17 protein-coding genes are annotated in these 16,069 nt (G+C 75.0%); 9 read left to right on the top strand and 8 right to left on the bottom strand.

Going from position 1 to position 16,069, the window contains the following annotated elements; all coding sequences use genetic code 11:
* Positions 1-67: 67 nt before the first annotated feature.
* From ACTSKS_RS07530 to purD, 3 genes are all read right to left on the bottom strand, one after another.
* Entirely contained in the window at positions 68-1,075 is a 1,008-nt protein-coding gene (locus tag ACTSKS_RS07530; protein ID WP_095353861.1) for a hypothetical protein, read from the bottom strand.
* 178 nt (positions 1,076-1,253) lie between these two features.
* Positions 1,254-2,201, bottom strand: a complete 948-nt coding sequence (locus ACTSKS_RS07525; RefSeq protein ID WP_442927422.1) for a phosphoribosylaminoimidazolesuccinocarboxamide synthase — start codon at positions 2,199-2,201, stop codon at positions 1,254-1,256.
* Positions 2,198-3,487 (bottom strand): phosphoribosylamine--glycine ligase, encoded by a 1,290-nt coding sequence (purD, locus tag ACTSKS_RS07520; RefSeq protein WP_041103975.1) that lies wholly within the window; start codon positions 3,485-3,487, stop codon positions 2,198-2,200. The genes ACTSKS_RS07525 and purD overlap by 4 nt, the downstream gene beginning before the upstream one ends.
* Before the next feature lie 62 nt (positions 3,488-3,549).
* On the opposite strand from purD, the gene ACTSKS_RS07515 reads away from it, so the two are divergent.
* Entirely contained in the window at positions 3,550-3,819 is a 270-nt protein-coding gene (locus ACTSKS_RS07515; protein WP_036314260.1) for a hypothetical protein, read from the top strand.
* A gap of 42 nt (positions 3,820-3,861) precedes the next feature.
* Here ACTSKS_RS07515 and ACTSKS_RS07510 read toward each other — a convergent pair whose 3' ends face one another.
* Positions 3,862-4,491, bottom strand: coding sequence for a response regulator (locus ACTSKS_RS07510; RefSeq protein WP_020624423.1), 630 nt, complete (start codon positions 4,489-4,491; stop codon positions 3,862-3,864).
* On the bottom strand, positions 4,488-5,867 hold the full coding sequence (locus ACTSKS_RS07505; protein WP_052520068.1) for a sensor histidine kinase: 1,380 nt from the start codon (positions 5,865-5,867) through the stop codon (positions 4,488-4,490). Before ACTSKS_RS07505 ends, ACTSKS_RS07510 begins: the two co-directional genes overlap by 4 nt.
* 187 nt (positions 5,868-6,054) lie before the next feature.
* Here ACTSKS_RS07505 and ACTSKS_RS07500 point away from each other — a divergent pair, with 187 nt between their 5' ends.
* The 7 genes from ACTSKS_RS07500 to purM all read left to right on the top strand — a co-directional run bounded on the left by ACTSKS_RS07500 (position 6,055) and on the right by purM (position 13,092).
* Entirely contained in the window at positions 6,055-7,206 is a 1,152-nt protein-coding gene (locus tag ACTSKS_RS07500; RefSeq protein WP_041103973.1) for an ABC transporter permease, read from the top strand.
* 80 nt (positions 7,207-7,286) lie between these two features.
* Positions 7,287-8,084, top strand: a complete 798-nt coding sequence (locus ACTSKS_RS07495) for an ABC transporter ATP-binding protein (RefSeq protein WP_041103971.1) — start codon at positions 7,287-7,289, stop codon at positions 8,082-8,084.
* A gap of 81 nt (positions 8,085-8,165) precedes the next feature.
* Positions 8,166-9,239 (top strand): asparaginase, encoded by a 1,074-nt coding sequence (locus ACTSKS_RS07490; protein ID WP_036314255.1) that lies wholly within the window; start codon positions 8,166-8,168, stop codon positions 9,237-9,239.
* Positions 9,236-9,637 (top strand): sterol carrier family protein, encoded by a 402-nt coding sequence (locus ACTSKS_RS07485; protein ID WP_442927421.1) that lies wholly within the window; start codon positions 9,236-9,238, stop codon positions 9,635-9,637. Before ACTSKS_RS07490 ends, ACTSKS_RS07485 begins: the two co-directional genes overlap by 4 nt.
* Before the next feature lie 283 nt (positions 9,638-9,920).
* Positions 9,921-10,328, top strand: coding sequence for a hypothetical protein (locus tag ACTSKS_RS07480; protein ID WP_036314251.1), 408 nt, complete (start codon positions 9,921-9,923; stop codon positions 10,326-10,328).
* Positions 10,325-11,938 (top strand): amidophosphoribosyltransferase, encoded by a 1,614-nt coding sequence (gene purF / locus ACTSKS_RS07475; protein WP_442927420.1) that lies wholly within the window; start codon positions 10,325-10,327, stop codon positions 11,936-11,938. The genes ACTSKS_RS07480 and purF overlap by 4 nt, the downstream gene beginning before the upstream one ends.
* Complete coding sequence (gene purM, locus ACTSKS_RS07470; RefSeq protein ID WP_036382236.1) at positions 11,935-13,092, top strand: phosphoribosylformylglycinamidine cyclo-ligase; 1,158 nt, start codon at positions 11,935-11,937, stop codon at positions 13,090-13,092. Before purF ends, purM begins: the two co-directional genes overlap by 4 nt.
* A 131-nt stretch (positions 13,093-13,223) precedes the next feature.
* Here the strand turns inward: purM and ACTSKS_RS07465 are convergent, their stop codons facing one another.
* The 3 genes from ACTSKS_RS07465 to ACTSKS_RS07455 all read right to left on the bottom strand — a co-directional run bounded on the left by ACTSKS_RS07465 (position 13,224) and on the right by ACTSKS_RS07455 (position 15,559).
* A complete protein-coding gene (locus tag ACTSKS_RS07465; protein ID WP_442927419.1) occupies positions 13,224-14,213 on the bottom strand; it encodes a hypothetical protein in 990 nt (329 codons plus the stop codon).
* Between the two features lie 198 nt (positions 14,214-14,411).
* Positions 14,412-15,356 carry a Sir2 family NAD-dependent protein deacetylase gene (locus tag ACTSKS_RS07460; RefSeq protein WP_044658859.1) on the bottom strand — a complete coding sequence of 315 codons (945 nt, stop codon included), beginning with the start codon at positions 15,354-15,356 and terminating at the stop codon, positions 14,412-14,414.
* Positions 15,353-15,559 carry a DUF3073 domain-containing protein gene (locus tag ACTSKS_RS07455; protein ID WP_036314242.1) on the bottom strand — a complete coding sequence of 69 codons (207 nt, stop codon included), beginning with the start codon at positions 15,557-15,559 and terminating at the stop codon, positions 15,353-15,355. The genes ACTSKS_RS07460 and ACTSKS_RS07455 overlap by 4 nt, the downstream gene beginning before the upstream one ends.
* Before the next feature lie 154 nt (positions 15,560-15,713).
* On the opposite strand from ACTSKS_RS07455, the gene ACTSKS_RS07450 reads away from it, so the two are divergent.
* Positions 15,714-16,013 (top strand): M28 family peptidase, encoded by a 300-nt coding sequence (locus ACTSKS_RS07450; RefSeq protein ID WP_442927418.1) that lies wholly within the window; start codon positions 15,714-15,716, stop codon positions 16,011-16,013.
* Positions 16,014-16,069: the final 56 nt, after the last annotated feature.

Here is a 16,069-nt window from a genome sequence, read left to right as displayed (position 1 = left end):
CGCCCGACGCGCTTTCGAACGTGAGAGAGGGCCTATCCCACGTTCGAAAGTGCCCATTCGCCCGATTTCACGTTCGAAAGTTCTGCGGGGCGGGGCCGGAGGTGGAGGCCGCCCGCACGGCCCGGTCGTGGCGGACGACGGCGGCCACCACGGTTCGGAAGTCCTCGGCCAGGTCGGCGCCCATCACCGTGATGGACAGGTGGCCGGCCTCCTGCCAGAGACGGTCCCGCCGTGCGTCGCGTCGCTGCTGCTCCGGCGTGCGGTGGTGGCCGCCGTCGTAGTGGAGGGCCACGCGGGACCGTTCGACCACCATGTCCGCGTCGGTCCGCTCCCCTGCCGGTGAGACCAGCTGCGCCTGGAGGCGCGGCTCGGGGAGCCCGGCGTCGAGGAGCGCCAGCCGCAGCCGCGTCTCCGGAGGCGAGTCCGCCCCCACCCGGATCAGCGCCAGCGCAGCCCGGGCCACCCGCACGCCCTTGAACCGGCCCGCCCGCTCCAGCGCCGCGGAGAGCCGCGACGCCGTCGTGCGCGGCGGGAGTCGGGTCCCGTCGGCCCACGGACGGTTCACCAGCGCGTCCCCCGCGACGACGGCGTCCGCCACCTGATCCGGCCGCAGCAGGGAGCAGAGGTCCACCCACGTCCGCTCGAGCGAGGTGACCGGGACCCCGTGCACCTCCACGCGGTCCTCGGCCGGCACCGTGCGTCCGTGGCAGGCGACGCCCGCGCGCCCTGTCCGACCCGTGCGGTGCGGCCGGCTCACGTGCACCCGCATGTCCTCCTCGGCCCACCACGGCAGGATGAGCCCGTGCAGCCGCGCCGCCGTCAGATGCGAGGTGACCCCACGGGTCAGAGCCACCACGACGGCGGCCTCCTCCGGCGGCAGGGCCGCCACGGGGCGGGGGTATCCGAGCGCGCCCCACGACCCCGGCACGTCGACGACCGCGCGGTGTGCCCCGTGGGTGACCTGGCGCAGGTCGAGGCTGCGCAGCCGGTCGGAGGAGAGGCGGTCCAGGGCTTCGCGCCGGGTGAAGACGCGGCCGGCGAGGGCCGGCGGAAGGGGTGCGGGGCGGCGGGGCATGCGGCCAGGATGCGGGCGCCGTCGTCGTGGGCGGGCGTCCGGCCCCCTCCTGTGCGGGGCCGAACACCTGTGCAGGACCCGCCCCACCCCGCCCCACCCCGGACTTTCGAACGTGAAATCGGGCGAATGTGGACTTTCGAACGTGACAGAGGGCCTATCCCACGTTCGAAAGTCCGGGTCAGGCGTCGAAGGGGCGGCCCGTCAGTCGCTCGTACGCCTCCACGTAGCGGTCGCGGGTCTTGGCCACGACGTCGGCGGGCAGCTCCGGCGGGGCCTCCCCGCTGGTCTTGTCCCAGCCGGAGTCGGGGCCCGTGAGCCAGTCGCGGACGAACTGCTTGTCGAAGCTCGCCTGGGGGCGGCCGGGCTCGTAGTCCTCGGCGTCCCAGAACCGGGAGGAGTCCGGGGTGAGGACCTCGTCGCCCAGCACCACCTGGCCGGTGGCCGGGTCCACACCGAACTCGACCTTCGTGTCCGCCAGGATGATGCCGGCCTCGCGGGCGATCGCCTCGGCGCGGGCGTACAGGTCCAGGGTGAGGAACCGCAGGCGCTCGGCGGCCTCGGTGCCCACGCGCTCGACCATCTGCTCGAACGTGATGTTCTCGTCGTGCTCGCCGACCTCGGCCTTCGCGGACGGCGTGAAGATCGGCGGGTCGACCCGCGAGCCGTCCACGAGCCCGGCGGGCAGCGGCAGGCCGGCCACCGTGCCCGACGCGCGGTACTCGGCCAGGCCGGAGCCGGTCAGGTAGCCGCGGGCGATGCACTCCACGGGGAACATGTCCAGGCGCTTGACGATCATCGCCCGCCCGGCCACGGCCGCGGGCACGTCCGTGCTCACCACGTGGTGCTCGACCGGCTCGGCGTGGGCCCCGTTGTAGCCCTCGGCCGACTTCTCGAACCACCACAGGGTCAGCCGGGTGAGGATGGCGCCCTTGTCCGGGATCGGCGGCTCCAGCACGTGGTCGTAGGCGCTGATCCGGTCGGAGGCCACCACGAGCAGCGTCGCGGACCGCCCCGGCTCGGCGTCGGCGGGCTCGTACAGGTCCCGCACCTTGCCCGAGTAGACGTGCCGCCAGCCCGGCAGCTCGAGGGCCTCGGCCCCCGTGAACCCCACGCGCTCCCCGCTCACTTCGCTCCCTCCGTCCCGGGCACGGTGATCTCGCCGCGCTCGGCCTTGAGTCCGATGTCCGTGCGCCACTGGGCGCCGTCGAACCGGATGCGCTCGACGCCCGCGTAGGCGCGCTCGCGCGCTTGGGCCAGGTCCGCCCCGCGCCCGACGACGGCCAGCACCCGGCCGCCCGCCGTCACCACGTCCTCACCGGACACCGCGGTGCCCGCGTGGATCACGTGCACGCCCTCGAGGCCGGCCGCGTCGGCCAGCCCGGTGATCACGTCGCCCGTCGAGGAGGAGGCCGGGTAGCCGGCCGAGGCCATGACCACGTCCACGGCGACGTCGTCGCTCCACTCGAGTCGGCGGTCCGCGCCGAGCCGGCCGGCCGCGGCGTCGGCGAGCAGTCCGCCCAGGGGCGTCTCGAGGCGGGCGAGCACGGCCTGGGTCTCGGGGTCGCCGAAGCGCACGTTGAACTCGATGACCTCCACGCCCTCGGCGGTCACGGCCAGGCCGCAGAACAGCACGCCGGTGAACGGGGTGCCGCGGCGGGCCATCTCGGCGAGCACGGGGCGGGCCACGCGGTCCATGACCTCGTCCGTGAAGCCCTCGGGCAGCCACGGCAGCGGCGTGTACGCGCCCATGCCGCCGGTGTTGGGGCCGGCGTCGCCGTCGTGGATGCGCTTGAAGTCCTGCGCGGGGGTGAGGGCGACGGCGTCCTCGCCGTCGCAGATCACGAAGAGGGAGACCTCGGGGCCGTCCAGGAAGTCCTCGATCACCACGGTGCCGCCGGCGGCGAAGCAGGCCTCGGCGTGGGCGAGGGCCTCGGCGCGGTCGGAGGTGACCACGACGCCCTTGCCCGCGGCCAGACCGTCGTCCTTGACGACGTGCGGGGCGCCGAACTCGTCGAGGGCGGCGGCGGCCTCCGCGGCGGTGGTGCACACGCGGGAGCCGGCGGTGGGCACGCCCGCGGCGGCCATGACCTCCTTGGCGAAGGCCTTGGACGCCTCGAGCTGCGCGGCGGCCTGCGAGGGGCCGAACACGGCGAACCCGGCCTCGCGCAGGGCGTCGGAGACGCCGGCGGCCAGCGGGGCCTCGGGTCCGACGACGACGAGGTCGGCCCCCAGCTCGCGCGCGAGCGCCACGACGGCGGCCGGGTCGGTGGCCTCGACGGCGTGGAGGGTGGCGAGGTCGGCCATGCCGGCGTTGCCGGGCGCCGCGTGGAGGGCGCTGACCTGCGGATCACGGGAGAGGGCGGTGAGCAGCGCGTGTTCGCGGCCGCCGTTGCCGAGCACAAGGGTCTTCACGAGCCTGAAGCCTACGCGGTGGCCCTGGCCCGGCCCGGCCCGTGGCCCCTACGGTGGAGCGCATGACGATGCCTCCCCTCCACCACGGTCAGCCCGGCGACGACGGTGACCCCCGTGACCCCCGCCACCGGCCCGGTGCGGGGCTGGGACCCGGGCTCCGGTCGGTCTGGATGTTCGTCGGCGTGATGTTCACGTGCGCCCTGATCGTCTTCTGGACGCTGCGGGGGTTCGGCGTCCAGCGCGGCGACCTCAGCCTGCCCGCCGCGCTCGGCGTGCTGGCGCTGGCCGCCGTCGCCGCGGCGGTGATCACCCGGTACGTGCGGCGCCGCTGAGCAGGGCCGGGCCCTCCAGGGCCGGCCGCCTCGGCCTGCCCGTCAGCGGATGATGCGCCGTCGCCGGGCCTCGTCGACGGCGCGCGTGCGGTTGTCCACCCCGAGCTTCTGGAAGATGTGCACCAGGTGCGTCTTCACGGTGGCCTCGGAGATGAACAGCTCCTTCGCGGCCACCTTGTTCGTGGCGCCCCGCGCGATCAGCTCGAGCAGCTGGATCTCCCGCTCGGACAGCACCTCGGAGCCGCCGGACATGCGCCCCATCAGCGTGGCCGCGACCTGCGGGGCCAGCGCCTTGCGCCCCGCCGCCGCCTGCCGCACCGCCGAGGCGATCTCCTCGCTCGGGGCGTCCTTGAGCAGGTAGCCGGCAGCGCCCGCGTTCACGGCCGCGAGGATGTCCGCCTCCGTGTCGAAGGTCGTCAGGATCAGCACCTGCACCCCCGGCCACCGCTCCCGCACCGCGCGGGTGGCGGTCACGCCGTCCATCCCCGCGCCCATCTGCAGGTCCATCAGCACGACGTCCACCGCGGGCTCGCCCGCCTCCAGGACGCCGATCGCCTCCGCCCCGTCGGCGGCCTCGGCCACCACGCTCAGGTCCGGGTGCGCCTCGACGACGGCCCGCACCCCCGCCCGGACCACGGGGTGGTCGTCCACCAGCATCACCCGCACGCTCATGCGGTCTCCTCGCTCTCGGTCTGCTCGGGATCAGCGCTCCGGCCGGCCCCGGCGGCGGCCAGCGGCACCCGCAGCGCCACCACGGTGCCCTCGCCGGGGGCCGACTCGACGGTGGCCTCGCCGCCCACCGCAGCGAGACGCTCGCGCACGCTCGCCAGCCCCACGCCGGTCCCCGCCCCCGGGTCGGCACCGGCGGCTCCGGCCCGGGGGCGGGCCGCGACGACGGCCGGGTCGAACCCCGCGCCGTCGTCGGCCACGTCCACCGTCAGCTCATCACCGAGGTAGCCCAGCGTGACCCGGGCGCGCCGAGCGCCCGCGTGCGCGCCCACGTTCGCCAGGGAGGCCTGCACGGCTCGCAGCACCGCGGTCTCCACGGCCTCGGCGACCGCGACCGGCTCCCCCACGACCTCGACGTCCGCAGCCACGGGCGTCCCGGCGGCGGCCTGCCGGTCGGCGAACCCGGCGACCGCTCGTTCGAGCGCCTCGATGAGGGACGGTGCCCCGGTGCCGCGCAGGTCGCGGACGAAGCGGCGGGACTCGGCGAGGTTCTCGGCGGCCGTGGCGCGCACGGTCTCCATGCGCTGCCGGGCGAGGGCGGGGTCGGCGGCGTCGAGCGCGTCCTGGGCCGCGCGCGAGACCAGCACGATCGAGGCCAGCCCCTGGGTGAGGGTGTCGTGGATCTCGCGGGCGAGCCGCTCCCGCTCGGCGCTCACCCCCGCCCGGTGCTCGGTGCGCGCGAGCTCGGCCTGCGCGGCGCGCAGCTGCTCGGCCACGGCACGCTGGCGCTCGGACTCGGCGTGCAGGGCGCGGTACGCCCCGGAGAGCACCACGGCCACGGCGGCGCCCACCAGCGGACCAATGACGGCCGGCACCCGCACGCCGCCGGCGCCCGCCGCCATCCCGGCCACCACGACGACGGCCATCGCCACCACCAGCGCGGGCCCGACCACGTGGCGCACCCAGGCCTGCCGGGCCACCCGGTCGACCACGTGCAGGACGACGAAGAAGAGGGGGAAGGCGACCCACGCGAAGTCGCCGTGGTGGGCCACGAGCAGGCCCCACAGCAGCAGCACCAGGGCCAGCCAGGCGACCGCCGGACCGCGGCCGACGTCGTCGCCCCGGGCCCACCGGCGCCGCTCCAGCACGGTCCCGGCCAGGTAGACGCCCGCCAGCGCGGCGGTCAGCAGCACCAGGGTGGTGGCCGGGAACGGACCGGAGGACGCCTCCGGGGACCGGTCCGCGAGCGCGCGCGCCAGCCCCACGGTGAGCAGCGCGGCGAACGTGACGTGCAGGGCCACGCGCAGGCCGGCGAGCACGGCGGTGGTGCCGGTCTCGGCGGCCGCGGGGGGCACGGCGGCGCGGGGTGCGACGGACATGGCTCCACCCTAGGGCGCGCCCCGGACGCGACAGCGGCCCGCGGCCCCGGGGCTGCGCCGCTGAGCCGCCGGGATCAACCATTCGGTTGACCGGGTCCAGCCGCCGCGGGCGATGTGCCGACCCCTCCCCGCGCGAGACCGTGGAGGCAATCTCAGGACAGACCTCTCCCAGGAAAGGACGCGCCCCGTGTTCCTCGCACTCCGCGACCTCCGCTTCGCCACCGGACGGTTCGCCCTCATGGGCTCCGTGGTGGCCCTCATCAGCCTGCTGCTCGTCATGCTCTCCGGCCTCACGGCCGGCCTGGGCGGGCAGAACACCGCCGCGATCGACCGCCTCGGCGAGCAGGGCGTGCAGCGTCTGGTCTTCGGCGGCGCGGCGGGCCAGGAGCCCACCGCGTCGTTCACCCAGTCCGAGTTCACCGTGGCCCAGCGCGACGCGTGGGCGGCCACTCACGGCGTGGCCTCCGTCGAGCCGCTCGGTGTGAGCCAGGGCCGGGCCATCGGCCTCGAGCACCCCGTGGACACGGACCCGCAGGGCCGCGCGGACGTGTCCGGCGAGCCCACCACCGGCGTGGCCACCACCGCGTTCATCGGTCTCACCCCGGGCGGCTCCGACGCGCCGGCCGGCGTCGAGCCCGGGCAGATCGTGCTCAGCCAGGACGTGGCCGACTCCCTCCACGCGCAGGAGGGTGACGCCGTCGCGGTCTCCGGCTTCGTCTACACCGTGGCCGACGTCGTGCCGACCGAGTACTACTCCCACTCCCCCGTGACGTGGCTGGCGCTCGAGGACTGGAACGCCATCTCGCACACCGCCGACGACGCGGTGCTCGGCACCGCCGGCCTGGTGCGCTTCGACGCCGGCGCCGACGTCGACGCCGTGGCCGCCGCCGGTGACGACGCCGCGGGCACCGTCGCCGAGACCGTGAAGGGCTCCTACGCCGCCCTGCCCAGCTACCGGTCCGAGAACGGCTCCCTGATGACCATGCAGGGCTTCCTGTACGGCATCTCGGCGCTCGTGGTGATCGCGTTCCTGTCCATCTGGACGGTGCAGCGCACCCGCGACATCGCGGTGCTCAAGGCCCTCGGCGGCTCGAACGGCTGGGTGCTGAAGGACTCGCTCGCGCAGGCCGCGTTCGTGCTCGTCGGGGGCGTGGCCGTGGGCACCGGGCTGGCCGCCGTGGTCGGCGCGTTCGCGGGGCGGGCCGTCCCGTTCGAGCTCTCGTGGGCCACCACCGCGGTGCCCGCCGCCGGGGTCCTCGTGCTCGGCATGCTCGCCGCCGTCGTCGCGGTCTACCGCGTCACCCGGATCGACCCGCTGGTCGCCCTCGGCGGCAACTGACCGCCTCCGACGACGGCGCCGCCCGGCGCCGTCGTCCCCCTCGGCTCCGCCTCGCCCCCGCCTGGAGAAAGGACCTCCCCATGACCACCCTCACCGCCCCGCAGGCCGACCTCGACGCCCTCCGCACCCCGGCCGCCGCGGCCGCCCACCGCGTCGCCGGCGAGCGCCCCGCCGCCGCGGCCGACGCCACCCCCGCGCTGTCCGTGCGCGACCTCGTGCTGGAGTACCCGGACGGCGAGCGCGGCGTGCTGCGCGCCCTGGACGAGGTGAGCCTGGACCTGCTCCCCGGCACGTTCACCGCGATGGTCGGCCCGTCCGGCTCGGGCAAGTCCTCCCTGCTGGCGGTGGCCGCGGGCCTGGTGACGCCCACCTCCGGCTGCGTGTCCGTGGCCGGCCGCGAGATGGCCGGGCTGTCCCGGAAGGAGCGCACCGCGCTGCGCGGCCAGGAGATCGGCATGATCTTCCAGCAGCCCAACCTCATCCCGTCCCTCACGGCGGCCGAGCAGCTGGAGCTGACCGTGCACCTGGACCGTGACGCCACCCGCGCCGACCGCAGGGCCGCCAAGGCGCGGGCCCTGGAGCTGCTCGAGCGTGTGGACCTGGCCGACCAGGCCGGCAAGCGCCCGCACCAGCTCTCGGGCGGTCAGCGGCAGCGCGTGAACATCGTGCGCGCGCTGATGGCCTCGCCGACGCTGCTGCTCGTGGACGAGCCCACCTCCGCGCTGGACCGCGAGCGCTCGGCCGCCGTCGTGGACCTGCTGGGCACGCTGACCCGCGAGGAGCAGGTGGCGACGCTCATGGTCACGCACGACCACGAGTTCCTCTCCGCCACGGACCGCACCCTGACCATGGTGGACGGGCGGCTCTCCGCGGAGTGAGCCGGTGATGCCGCCGGACCTGACCCGGCCCACCGGCCCCGGACGCCCGGCGCGTCCGGGGCCCTCGCTACCCTGGACCGCATGACCCACGCCACCGTCGCCCCCACGGGCGAGACCTTCGCCCTGTCCGATGCCGTCGAGCTCGTGGAGACCGTCCGCAACGGCTTCGTCGAGTCCCGCACGGCGGGCGCCGCCGTCGTGACCGGCCCCGACGGGCGGGTGCTGGCCGCCCTCGGCCCCGCAGACGCGCTGATCTACCCGCGCTCCACGCTGAAGCCGTTCCAGGCCATCGCGTCGCTGCGCCACGGGGCGGCGCTGGAGGGCGAGGCCCTGTCCATCGCGTGCGGCTCGCACCGGGGCACGCTCCGGCACCAGGCGCTGGCCGAGCGCATGCTCGCGGACGCCGGCCTCGACGCGTCCGCCCTGCAGTGCCCGCCGGCCTGGCCCGCGGACACCTCCGAGGTGGTCGCCCAGGTCCGCCGCGACGGCGAGGCCGCCGCCGCCACCCCGCTGGCCTTCAACTGCTCCGGCAAGCACGCCGGCTTCCTCGCGGCCTGCGCGGCGTCCGGGCACGACGTCGCCACGTACCTCGACCCGGCGCACCCGCTGCAGCGCGAGGTGGACGCGGTGATCGCCGAGTACTGCGGCGAGCCGGTGGCCCACACCGGTGTGGACGGCTGTGGCGCCCCGGCCGCCGTCATCTCGCTGGCGGGCCTGGCCCGCGGCATCGGGCGGGTCGCCGCGGCGCCCGGCCGCGCCGACGCGGATCCGCACGCGGCCGCCGTCGCCACGGCGATGCTCGAGCACCCGTGGGCCGTCCACGGGGAGACGAGCTCCAACACCGTGGTGATGCGCGAGCTCGGCCTGCTCGCCAAGGTGGGCGCGGACGGCGTCCTCGTCATGGCCGCGCCGGACGGCACGGCCGTGGCCGTCAAGGCGCTCGACGGCGGCACGCGGGCCGGCGACCTGGTCGCGCTCGCGCTGCTGGCCCGGTTCGCCCCGGACCACGTGGACCGGGCGACGCTGCCGGGCGTGCTGGCCGCCGTCGTGCCCCCGGTGCTCGGCCGGGGCGAGCCGGTCGGCGAGATCCGCCTGGCCGCGCCGGTGCGGGACCTCGTGGGGGACGTCCTGCCGGCCTTCGAGGCGCGGGCGTGACCACCGGCTCCGTCCCGCGCCGCCGGGTGCCTGTCGTCGAGGGCCACGCGGCGCTGCTGGCGTGGGCACGCGCCCACGAGGAGGACCCCGCGGCGGCCGCCGCGCTGCCGCGCCCCACGCGGGCGACGGCGGTGCGCTTCGCGCTCGAGGAGCTGGCGACCCGCGTGCCCGGGAACTCGGTGGAGGTGCGCGTGCCGCCCTTCGGCGTCGCCCAGTGCCTCCCCGGGCCCCGGCACACCCGGGGCACCCCGCCCAACGTGGTGGAGATGGACGCCGTGACATGGCTGTCCCTGGCGACGGGGCTGACGACCTGGGAGGATGCGACGGCGTCCGGGGGCGTGCGCGCCTCGGGCGTGCGGGCCGACCTCGGCGCGCACCTGCCGCTCGTGCGGCCGTGAGCGAGGGGTGTCCGGCAGTCCTCTCGGCGACACCGACCGTTCGAACGTCGGCACCGTTCCTCGTCGCAGGATGCAGCTCTGCCGGCCCCACCCCGGACACCGCGGCGACGGCACAGCTCGACCGTACCCGCGGGCAGGTCGTGCTCCCGCTGGAGGAATGCCAGGCCACGGTCGACGAGCTCACCGTCACGCAGCGCGCCGGCCAGAGCGTGCTCCGGGACTGCCTCCACCGCCGCGGGCACCCGGGACTGGCCCCAGCGGCCGACTCGATAGACTGGCGCGCATGACCTCCGCCCCCGAGCCGACCCCCGATCAGCGCGCCTACACCGTCCGTCGCGCCCCGCGGCTGACCGCGGTGCTCGCGGTGGCGCTCGCGCTCGGCCTGCTGATCGCCCTCGTGATCACCACCGCGGTCCATGCCTCCCCCACCCCGCCCGCGGACCCGTACTCCGGCATCCCGCTCTCCTTCTCGGAGACGTTCGGCTTCGCATCGCTGCTGAGCATGCTCGGCACGAGCGTGCTCGGACTGCTCGTGTGGCTGCTGCTGGACCGCCGCTCCCGGTCGACCGCGCGCACCGTGGTCCTCGAGCGCACCGACGACCCGGCCATGGCGGACGTCCGCCTGGACCGCGTGGACGCGGGTGCCCCGCCCGCCCGCGCCACCCCCACCGAAAGGACCCCCGAGCAGTGATCGCACCGCGCACCCGACGAGGCGACGGCCGCCTGACCGCCGCCCTCGACCCCCAGGACCAGGGGCCGCAGGACGAATGCGGCGTGTTCGGCGTGTGGGCGCCGGGAGAGGAGGTCGCGAAGCTGGCCTACTACGGCCTGTACGCCCTCCAGCACCGCGGCCAGGAGTCCGCGGGCATCGCCGTCTCGGACGGCGGGCGCATCGCCGTCTACAAGGACATCGGCCTGGTCTCCCAGGTGTTCGACGAGGCCACCCTGACCGCGCTGAGCGGCCACATCGCCGTCGGCCACTGCCGCTACTCCACCACCGGCGTGAACAAGTGGGCCAACGCCCAGCCCACCCTGGGCGCCACCGCCGACGACGGCACGGTCGCCCTGGCGCACAACGGCAACCTCGTGAACTCCGCGGAGCTGCTGCGCATGGTGCACGCCGCGGACGGCCGCCACACCCACGGTGAGATGAAGCAGGGCAACACCACGGACACCGCTCTGGTCACGGCCCTGCTGCACGGGGCCCCCGGGGACCGCCTCGAGGAGACCGCCCTCGAGCTGCTGCCGAAGATCCGCGGCGCCTACTGCTTCGTGTTCATGGACGAGCGCACCCTCTACGCCGCCCGCGACCCGCAGGGCGTGCGCCCGCTCGTGCTCGGCCGCCTCGAGCGCGGCTGGGTGGTGGCCTCCGAGCAGTCGGCCCTTGCCACCGTCGGCGCCTCGTTCATCCGGGAGGTCGAGCCCGGTGAGATGATCGCGATCGACGACGAGGGCATCCGCTCCACCCGCTTCGCCGAGTCGAAGCCGGCCGGCTGCGTGTTCGAGTACGTCTACCTCGCCCGGCCGGACGCCACGATCGCCGGGCGCTCCGTGTACGAGTCCCGCGTGGAGATGGGCCGCCGCCTCGCGCTCGAGCAGCCGGTCGAGGCCGACGTCGTGATCCCCGTGCCCGAGTCCGGCACGCCCGCCGCCGTGGGCTACGCGGACGCCTCGGGCCTGCCGTTCCGCCAGGGCTTCGTGAAGAACGCCTACGTGGGCCGCACCTTCATCCAGCCGTCCCAGACGCTGCGCCAGCTCGGCATCCGCCTCAAGCTCAACGTCCAGTCCACCGTGGTGGCCGGCAAGCGCGTCGTGGTGGTGGACGACTCGATCGTGCGCGGCAACACCCAGCGCGCCGTCGTGCGGATGCTCAGAGAGGCCGGCGCCGCCGAGGTGCACGTGAAGATCTCCTCCCCTCCCGTGAAGTGGCCCTGCTTCTACGGCATCGACTTCGCCACCCGCGCCGAACTCATCGCCAACGGCGCCGCGGTGGACCAGATCGCCGCGTCCATCGGCGCCGACTCGCTGGCCTACATCAGCGAGGAGGGCATGATCGAGGCCACCGGGCAGCCGCGCGAGCGCCTGTGCACCGCCTGCTTCACCGGCGACTACCCGATCCCACTGGCCGACGAGGGCGAACGCGGCAAGGGCCTGCTGGAGCCGGTCGCCGTGTCGCCCGCGTCCACCGTGATGCTGGACGAGGACGGCGAGACCACCACCGTGACCGCCACGGGCTGCGAGCCCGGCCCGGACGCCGACGACGAGAAGCTGCTCACCGAGACGGACAGGATCCCGCTGTGACCCCGAACCAGACCCCCTCCTCCGCCGCCCCGATCACCTACGCCTCGGCCGGCGTCGACGTGGAGGCCGGCGACCGCGCCGTCGAGCTGATGAAGGACGCCGTGAAGGCCACCCACACCCCCGAGGTCATGGGCGGCATCGGCGGCTTCGCCGGCATGTGGGACGCCTCCGCGCTGCTGCAGTACCGCAAGCCGCTGCTGACCACGTCCACGGACGGCGTCGGCACGAAGGTGGCGATCGCGCAGGCGATGGACAAGCACGACACCATCGGCCAGGACCTCGTGGGCATGGTCGTGGACGACATCGTGGTGGTCGGCGCCCAGCCCCTGTTCATGACCGACTACATCGCATGCGGCAGGGTCGTGCCCGAGCGCATCGCGGACATCGTGCGCGGCGTGGCCGAGGGCTGCCGCCTGGCCGACACCGCGCTCGTGGGCGGCGAGACCGCCGAGCACCCGGGCCTGCTGGCCGCGGACGAGTACGACGTGGCGGGCGCGGCCACCGGCGTGGTCGAGGCGGACATGGTCCTGGGCGCGGAGCGGGTGCAGTCCGGCGACGTCGTGATCGGCATGGCCTCCTCCGGCATCCACTCGAACGGCTACTCGCTCGTGCGCCGCGTGGTGAACACCGCGGGCTGGTCCCTCGACCGCGAGGTCACCGAGCTCGGCCGCACCCTCGGCGAGGAGCTGCTCGAGCCGACCCGCATCTACTCCCGCGCCTGCCTCGACCTGGTGCAGCGCCTCAACGGCCACGACGGCGGCTCGGACCTGCCGGTGCGCGCGTTCAGCCACGTGACCGGCGGCGGCCTGGCCGCGAACCTGGCGCGCGTGCTCCCGCAGGGCCTCATGGCGACCGTCGAGCGCGACACCTGGTCCCTGCCGCCCGTGTTCCGTCTGGTGGGCGAGCTCGGCCGCGTCCCGCAGTCCGACCTCGAGCGCACCCTCAACCTCGGCGTGGGCATGGTGGCCGTGGTGGACCCGGAGGTGGCCGCGAAGTCGACCTCCGTGCTCGTGGACGCCGGCATCGACGCGTGGGAGATGGGCACCATCGGCGCCCTCACCGACGACGCGGCGGCCGCGGGCCTGGACTTCGTGCAGGGCGCCAAGGGCGTCGACGGCGGCGCCGTGCTGATGCGCGGCCAGTACGCCGCCTGACCCCCACGGGGCGTTTTCGTTCGGGAAACGGCGGGCTCCGGGGCGTTTTCGTTCGGGAAACGGCGGCCTCCGGAGCGTTTTCGTTCGGGAAACGGCGGCCTCCGGGGTGTTTTCGTTCGGGAAACGGCGGTTCACGACGCGAACACCCGCCCGCCGAGCCGGGCCCGGTGCGTCTGCACCTCGGCGACGACGCGCCGGAAGTCGTCCCGTGCGTCGTCCACCGTGGCCCAGATCTGCGTCCAGCCCGCGCGCGCCCATCCCTCGTCTCGCCACGAGTCCACCGCGAGCTGTGCCGGGTCGAGGTGGTGACCGCCGTCGTAGTGGACCACCAAGCGCCACTGCCGCCACCCCAGATCCGCGTCCGGTGACCGGGCCCGGCCCGGGTGCAGCACCAGCTGGAGCTCCGGCTCGGGCAGGCCGGCGTGGAGCAGGGCCAGTCGCAGGGCTGTCTCCTGCGGGGAATCCGCGCCCACCCGCACCAGCTCGAGTGCGGCACGGGCGGTGCGCACTCCCTTGAACCGTCCGGCACGCAGGAGCGCGGACCGCAGGGCCGCCGTCGTGGTCCGTGGTGAGCGACGCCCCTCCGGCGACCACGGCCGATGGATGAGGGCGTCCCCGGCCGCCACGACGGGCTCGAGCATGCCTGGACGAAGCAGCGCGGCCAGATCCGCCCAGGATCGCTCCAGGCTCGTCAGGCGGATCCCGTGAAGGACGGTGACGTCCGCGGCCGGGACGAGGCGGGCATGCGAGGTGATCTCCGGTCGGACGCTCGCCCCGCGCGGGTGCGGCCGGGACACGTGCACCGTGCCGTCCTCCGCCAGGAACGGCGGCAGCGGCACGCGGTGCAGGAGCAGCGCCGTGAGGTGGGAGGCCACTCCCCCGCTCGCCTCCACGATCGCGGCCGTCTCCTCCGGCGCGAAGGGAGCGGGGGCCTCGACGTAGCCGAGATCCGCCCACGAGCCGAGGTGGTCAGACCGGAGCCGATGGACCCCATGCGTCACGCGCCGCACGTCACCGCCGCGGACCAGTCGCTCCGAAACCCCGGCCGCGCGCAGGTCGCCACGGGTGAACGGCCGGCCGGCCTCGGCGATGTCCGATAGGGGCAGGGAAGACGTGACCATGCCCGTGACGATGGCTCAACCCGGCCGACCCCGGCCGCGCGGGAGCACCCACCGTGGACGAGGACGTCGGCGGCGCCGCCTGTGCAGGAGTCGTGCGTGGCCCCGGGCCACCCGGTGTCCACACCCCCGGCGCCCGCCGTTTCCCGCACGAAAACGCCCCGGCGTCCGCCGTTTCCCGCACGAAAACGTGGGTGGGGGTCAGAGGCGGGCGTCGAGCCAGGCCAGCGCGTCGGCGACCGGGGCGCGCCAGCGCCAGCGGGCCTTGGCGTCGGCGCGGGTGGGGCCGAGGTTGATCAGCCCCGTCTCATGCCCGGCCCGCTCGGCCCGCAGCACGAACCGGTAGCCGCTCATCACGGCCAGCGAGGTGCCGACGGCGAGCACCGTGCCGCCGTCGTCGGCCATCGCCTCCGCGGCCGCGCGCCGCGCCGCGGGCACGGACTCGCCGAAGTACACGACGTCCGGCTTGAGCTTCACGGAGCCGCACACCCGGCAGCCGACCATCGTGAACTCCTCCACCCAGTGCTGGTCGAGGGAGACGTCCCCGTCGGGGTTCACGGCGTCCGGGTCGATCGCCACGCGCTCGAGGTAGCCCGGATTGGCGGCCTCGAGCCGCAGGTCCAGGTCACGGCGGGACTCGGTGGCCCCGCAGTTCAGGCAGGCCACGCGCGCCAGGTCCCCGTGGAGCTCGATCAGCCGGTCCTCCGGCATCCCCGCCGCGCGTCCGGCCTCGGCGTGCAGCCCATCCACGTTCTGGGTCAGGACGCCGGCGATCCGCCCTTCGGCCGCCCAGCGCGCGAGGATGCGGTGCGCCTCGTTCGGCCGGGCCTGGTCCATGCGACGCCAGCCCACGAACGAGCGTGCCCAGTAGCGGTGGCGGGCGGCCGGGTCGTCCCGGAACTCCTGGTACGTCATCGGCCGGTGGCGGTGCAGGGACCCGTTCGGCCCCCGGTAGTCCGGGATGCCGGAGTCGGTGGACACGCCGGCCCCGGTGATCACGAGCGGGCGGGACTCCTCCATCAGACGCAGCAGACCCCGAGACGCCGTCTCGGGGTCCTGCAGCGGTGCTGTCTCATCCACCACCCTGGCGATCGACCGCAGGGCGGCCTGATGCCCGTCCAGGGCCGGATGCCGTGCGGGCGTCATCGCGCCCGCGCGTCGTCGTCCTCGTCCTCCGCGTAGAGGTCCGCGTACGGATCCTCGTACTCGGGCTCCTGGTCCTGCTCCGGGCCGCGCGTGCGTCCGCCCGTGAGCTCTCGCTCCAGTGCCGAGAGGTCTGTTCCGGGAGAGAAGTACTTCATCTCCCGTGCCTGCTTCGTGGCCTTCGCCTTCTGACGGCCGCGCCCCATGAGCGTGACCCCCTTCGCATCTCTCGCCGCCTCGGATCTGTGGCGCACAGGGGCCCGCCGAGGTCTTCACTGGTCAATATGGTTCGTGCGGACAAGGATACATGACCCGCCGGACGGCCTGTGGACGACGACGACCGGCCCGGTCCGGCGGGGCGTGCAGTGGCGCCGGGTGCGGCGCGGGTCGATCGGTGCTGAGTCCCTGCTCGGCGCGCAGCTCGACCGCGACGGCCACACGCACCAGCCCGAGGGCAGCAACGGCCGCTCGGACTACGCGCCGTTCGTGGACGCGGGCATCGCCTCGACGGGCCTGCTCTCGATCCGCGACGACAACTACCACACGCCCCAGGACGACATCGACAACGTCTCCATCACCACGCTGACCCACACGGCCCGCGCGGTGGCGAACCTGATCGGCACCCTCCAGCAGGACGCCGACGCCCTCGGCACCCGCTGACCCGAGGCGTCCGCCCGTCTCACAGATGCCGTCGGGGGCGGTTTCGGGTGGTATCC

The sequence above is a fragment of the Micrococcus sp. TCR-5 genome (assembly GCF_052220525.1).
GTDB classification, from domain to species: Bacteria; Actinomycetota; Actinomycetes; order Actinomycetales; family Micrococcaceae; genus Micrococcus; species Micrococcus luteus.
This window is presented reverse-complemented; position numbering and strand designations above follow the sequence as displayed.

Bases quoted from the DNA above. Each gene is read 5' to 3' on its own strand.
- ACTSKS_RS07505 (WP_052520068.1), bottom strand. From the start codon at position 5,867: ATGTCCGTCGCACCCCGCGCCGCCGTGCCCCCCGCGGCCGCCGAGACC.
- ACTSKS_RS07530 (WP_095353861.1), bottom strand. From the start codon at position 1,075: ATGCCCCGCCGCCCCGCACCCCTTCCGCCGGCCCTCGCCGGCCGCGTC.
- ACTSKS_RS07515 (WP_036314260.1), top strand. From the start codon at position 3,550: ATGACGATGCCTCCCCTCCACCACGGTCAGCCCGGCGACGACGGTGAC.
- ACTSKS_RS07460 (WP_044658859.1), bottom strand. From the start codon at position 15,356: ATGACGCCCGCACGGCATCCGGCCCTGGACGGGCATCAGGCCGCCCTG.
- ACTSKS_RS07510 (WP_020624423.1), bottom strand. From the start codon at position 4,491: ATGAGCGTGCGGGTGATGCTGGTGGACGACCACCCCGTGGTCCGGGCG.
- ACTSKS_RS07455 (WP_036314242.1), bottom strand. From the start codon at position 15,559: ATGGGGCGCGGCCGTCAGAAGGCGAAGGCCACGAAGCAGGCACGGGAG.
- ACTSKS_RS07495 (WP_041103971.1), top strand. From the start codon at position 7,287: ATGACCACCCTCACCGCCCCGCAGGCCGACCTCGACGCCCTCCGCACC.
- ACTSKS_RS07465 (WP_442927419.1), bottom strand. From the start codon at position 14,213: ATGGTCACGTCTTCCCTGCCCCTATCGGACATCGCCGAGGCCGGCCGG.
- ACTSKS_RS07490 (WP_036314255.1), top strand. From the start codon at position 8,166: ATGACCCACGCCACCGTCGCCCCCACGGGCGAGACCTTCGCCCTGTCC.
- ACTSKS_RS07480 (WP_036314251.1), top strand. From the start codon at position 9,921: ATGACCTCCGCCCCCGAGCCGACCCCCGATCAGCGCGCCTACACCGTC.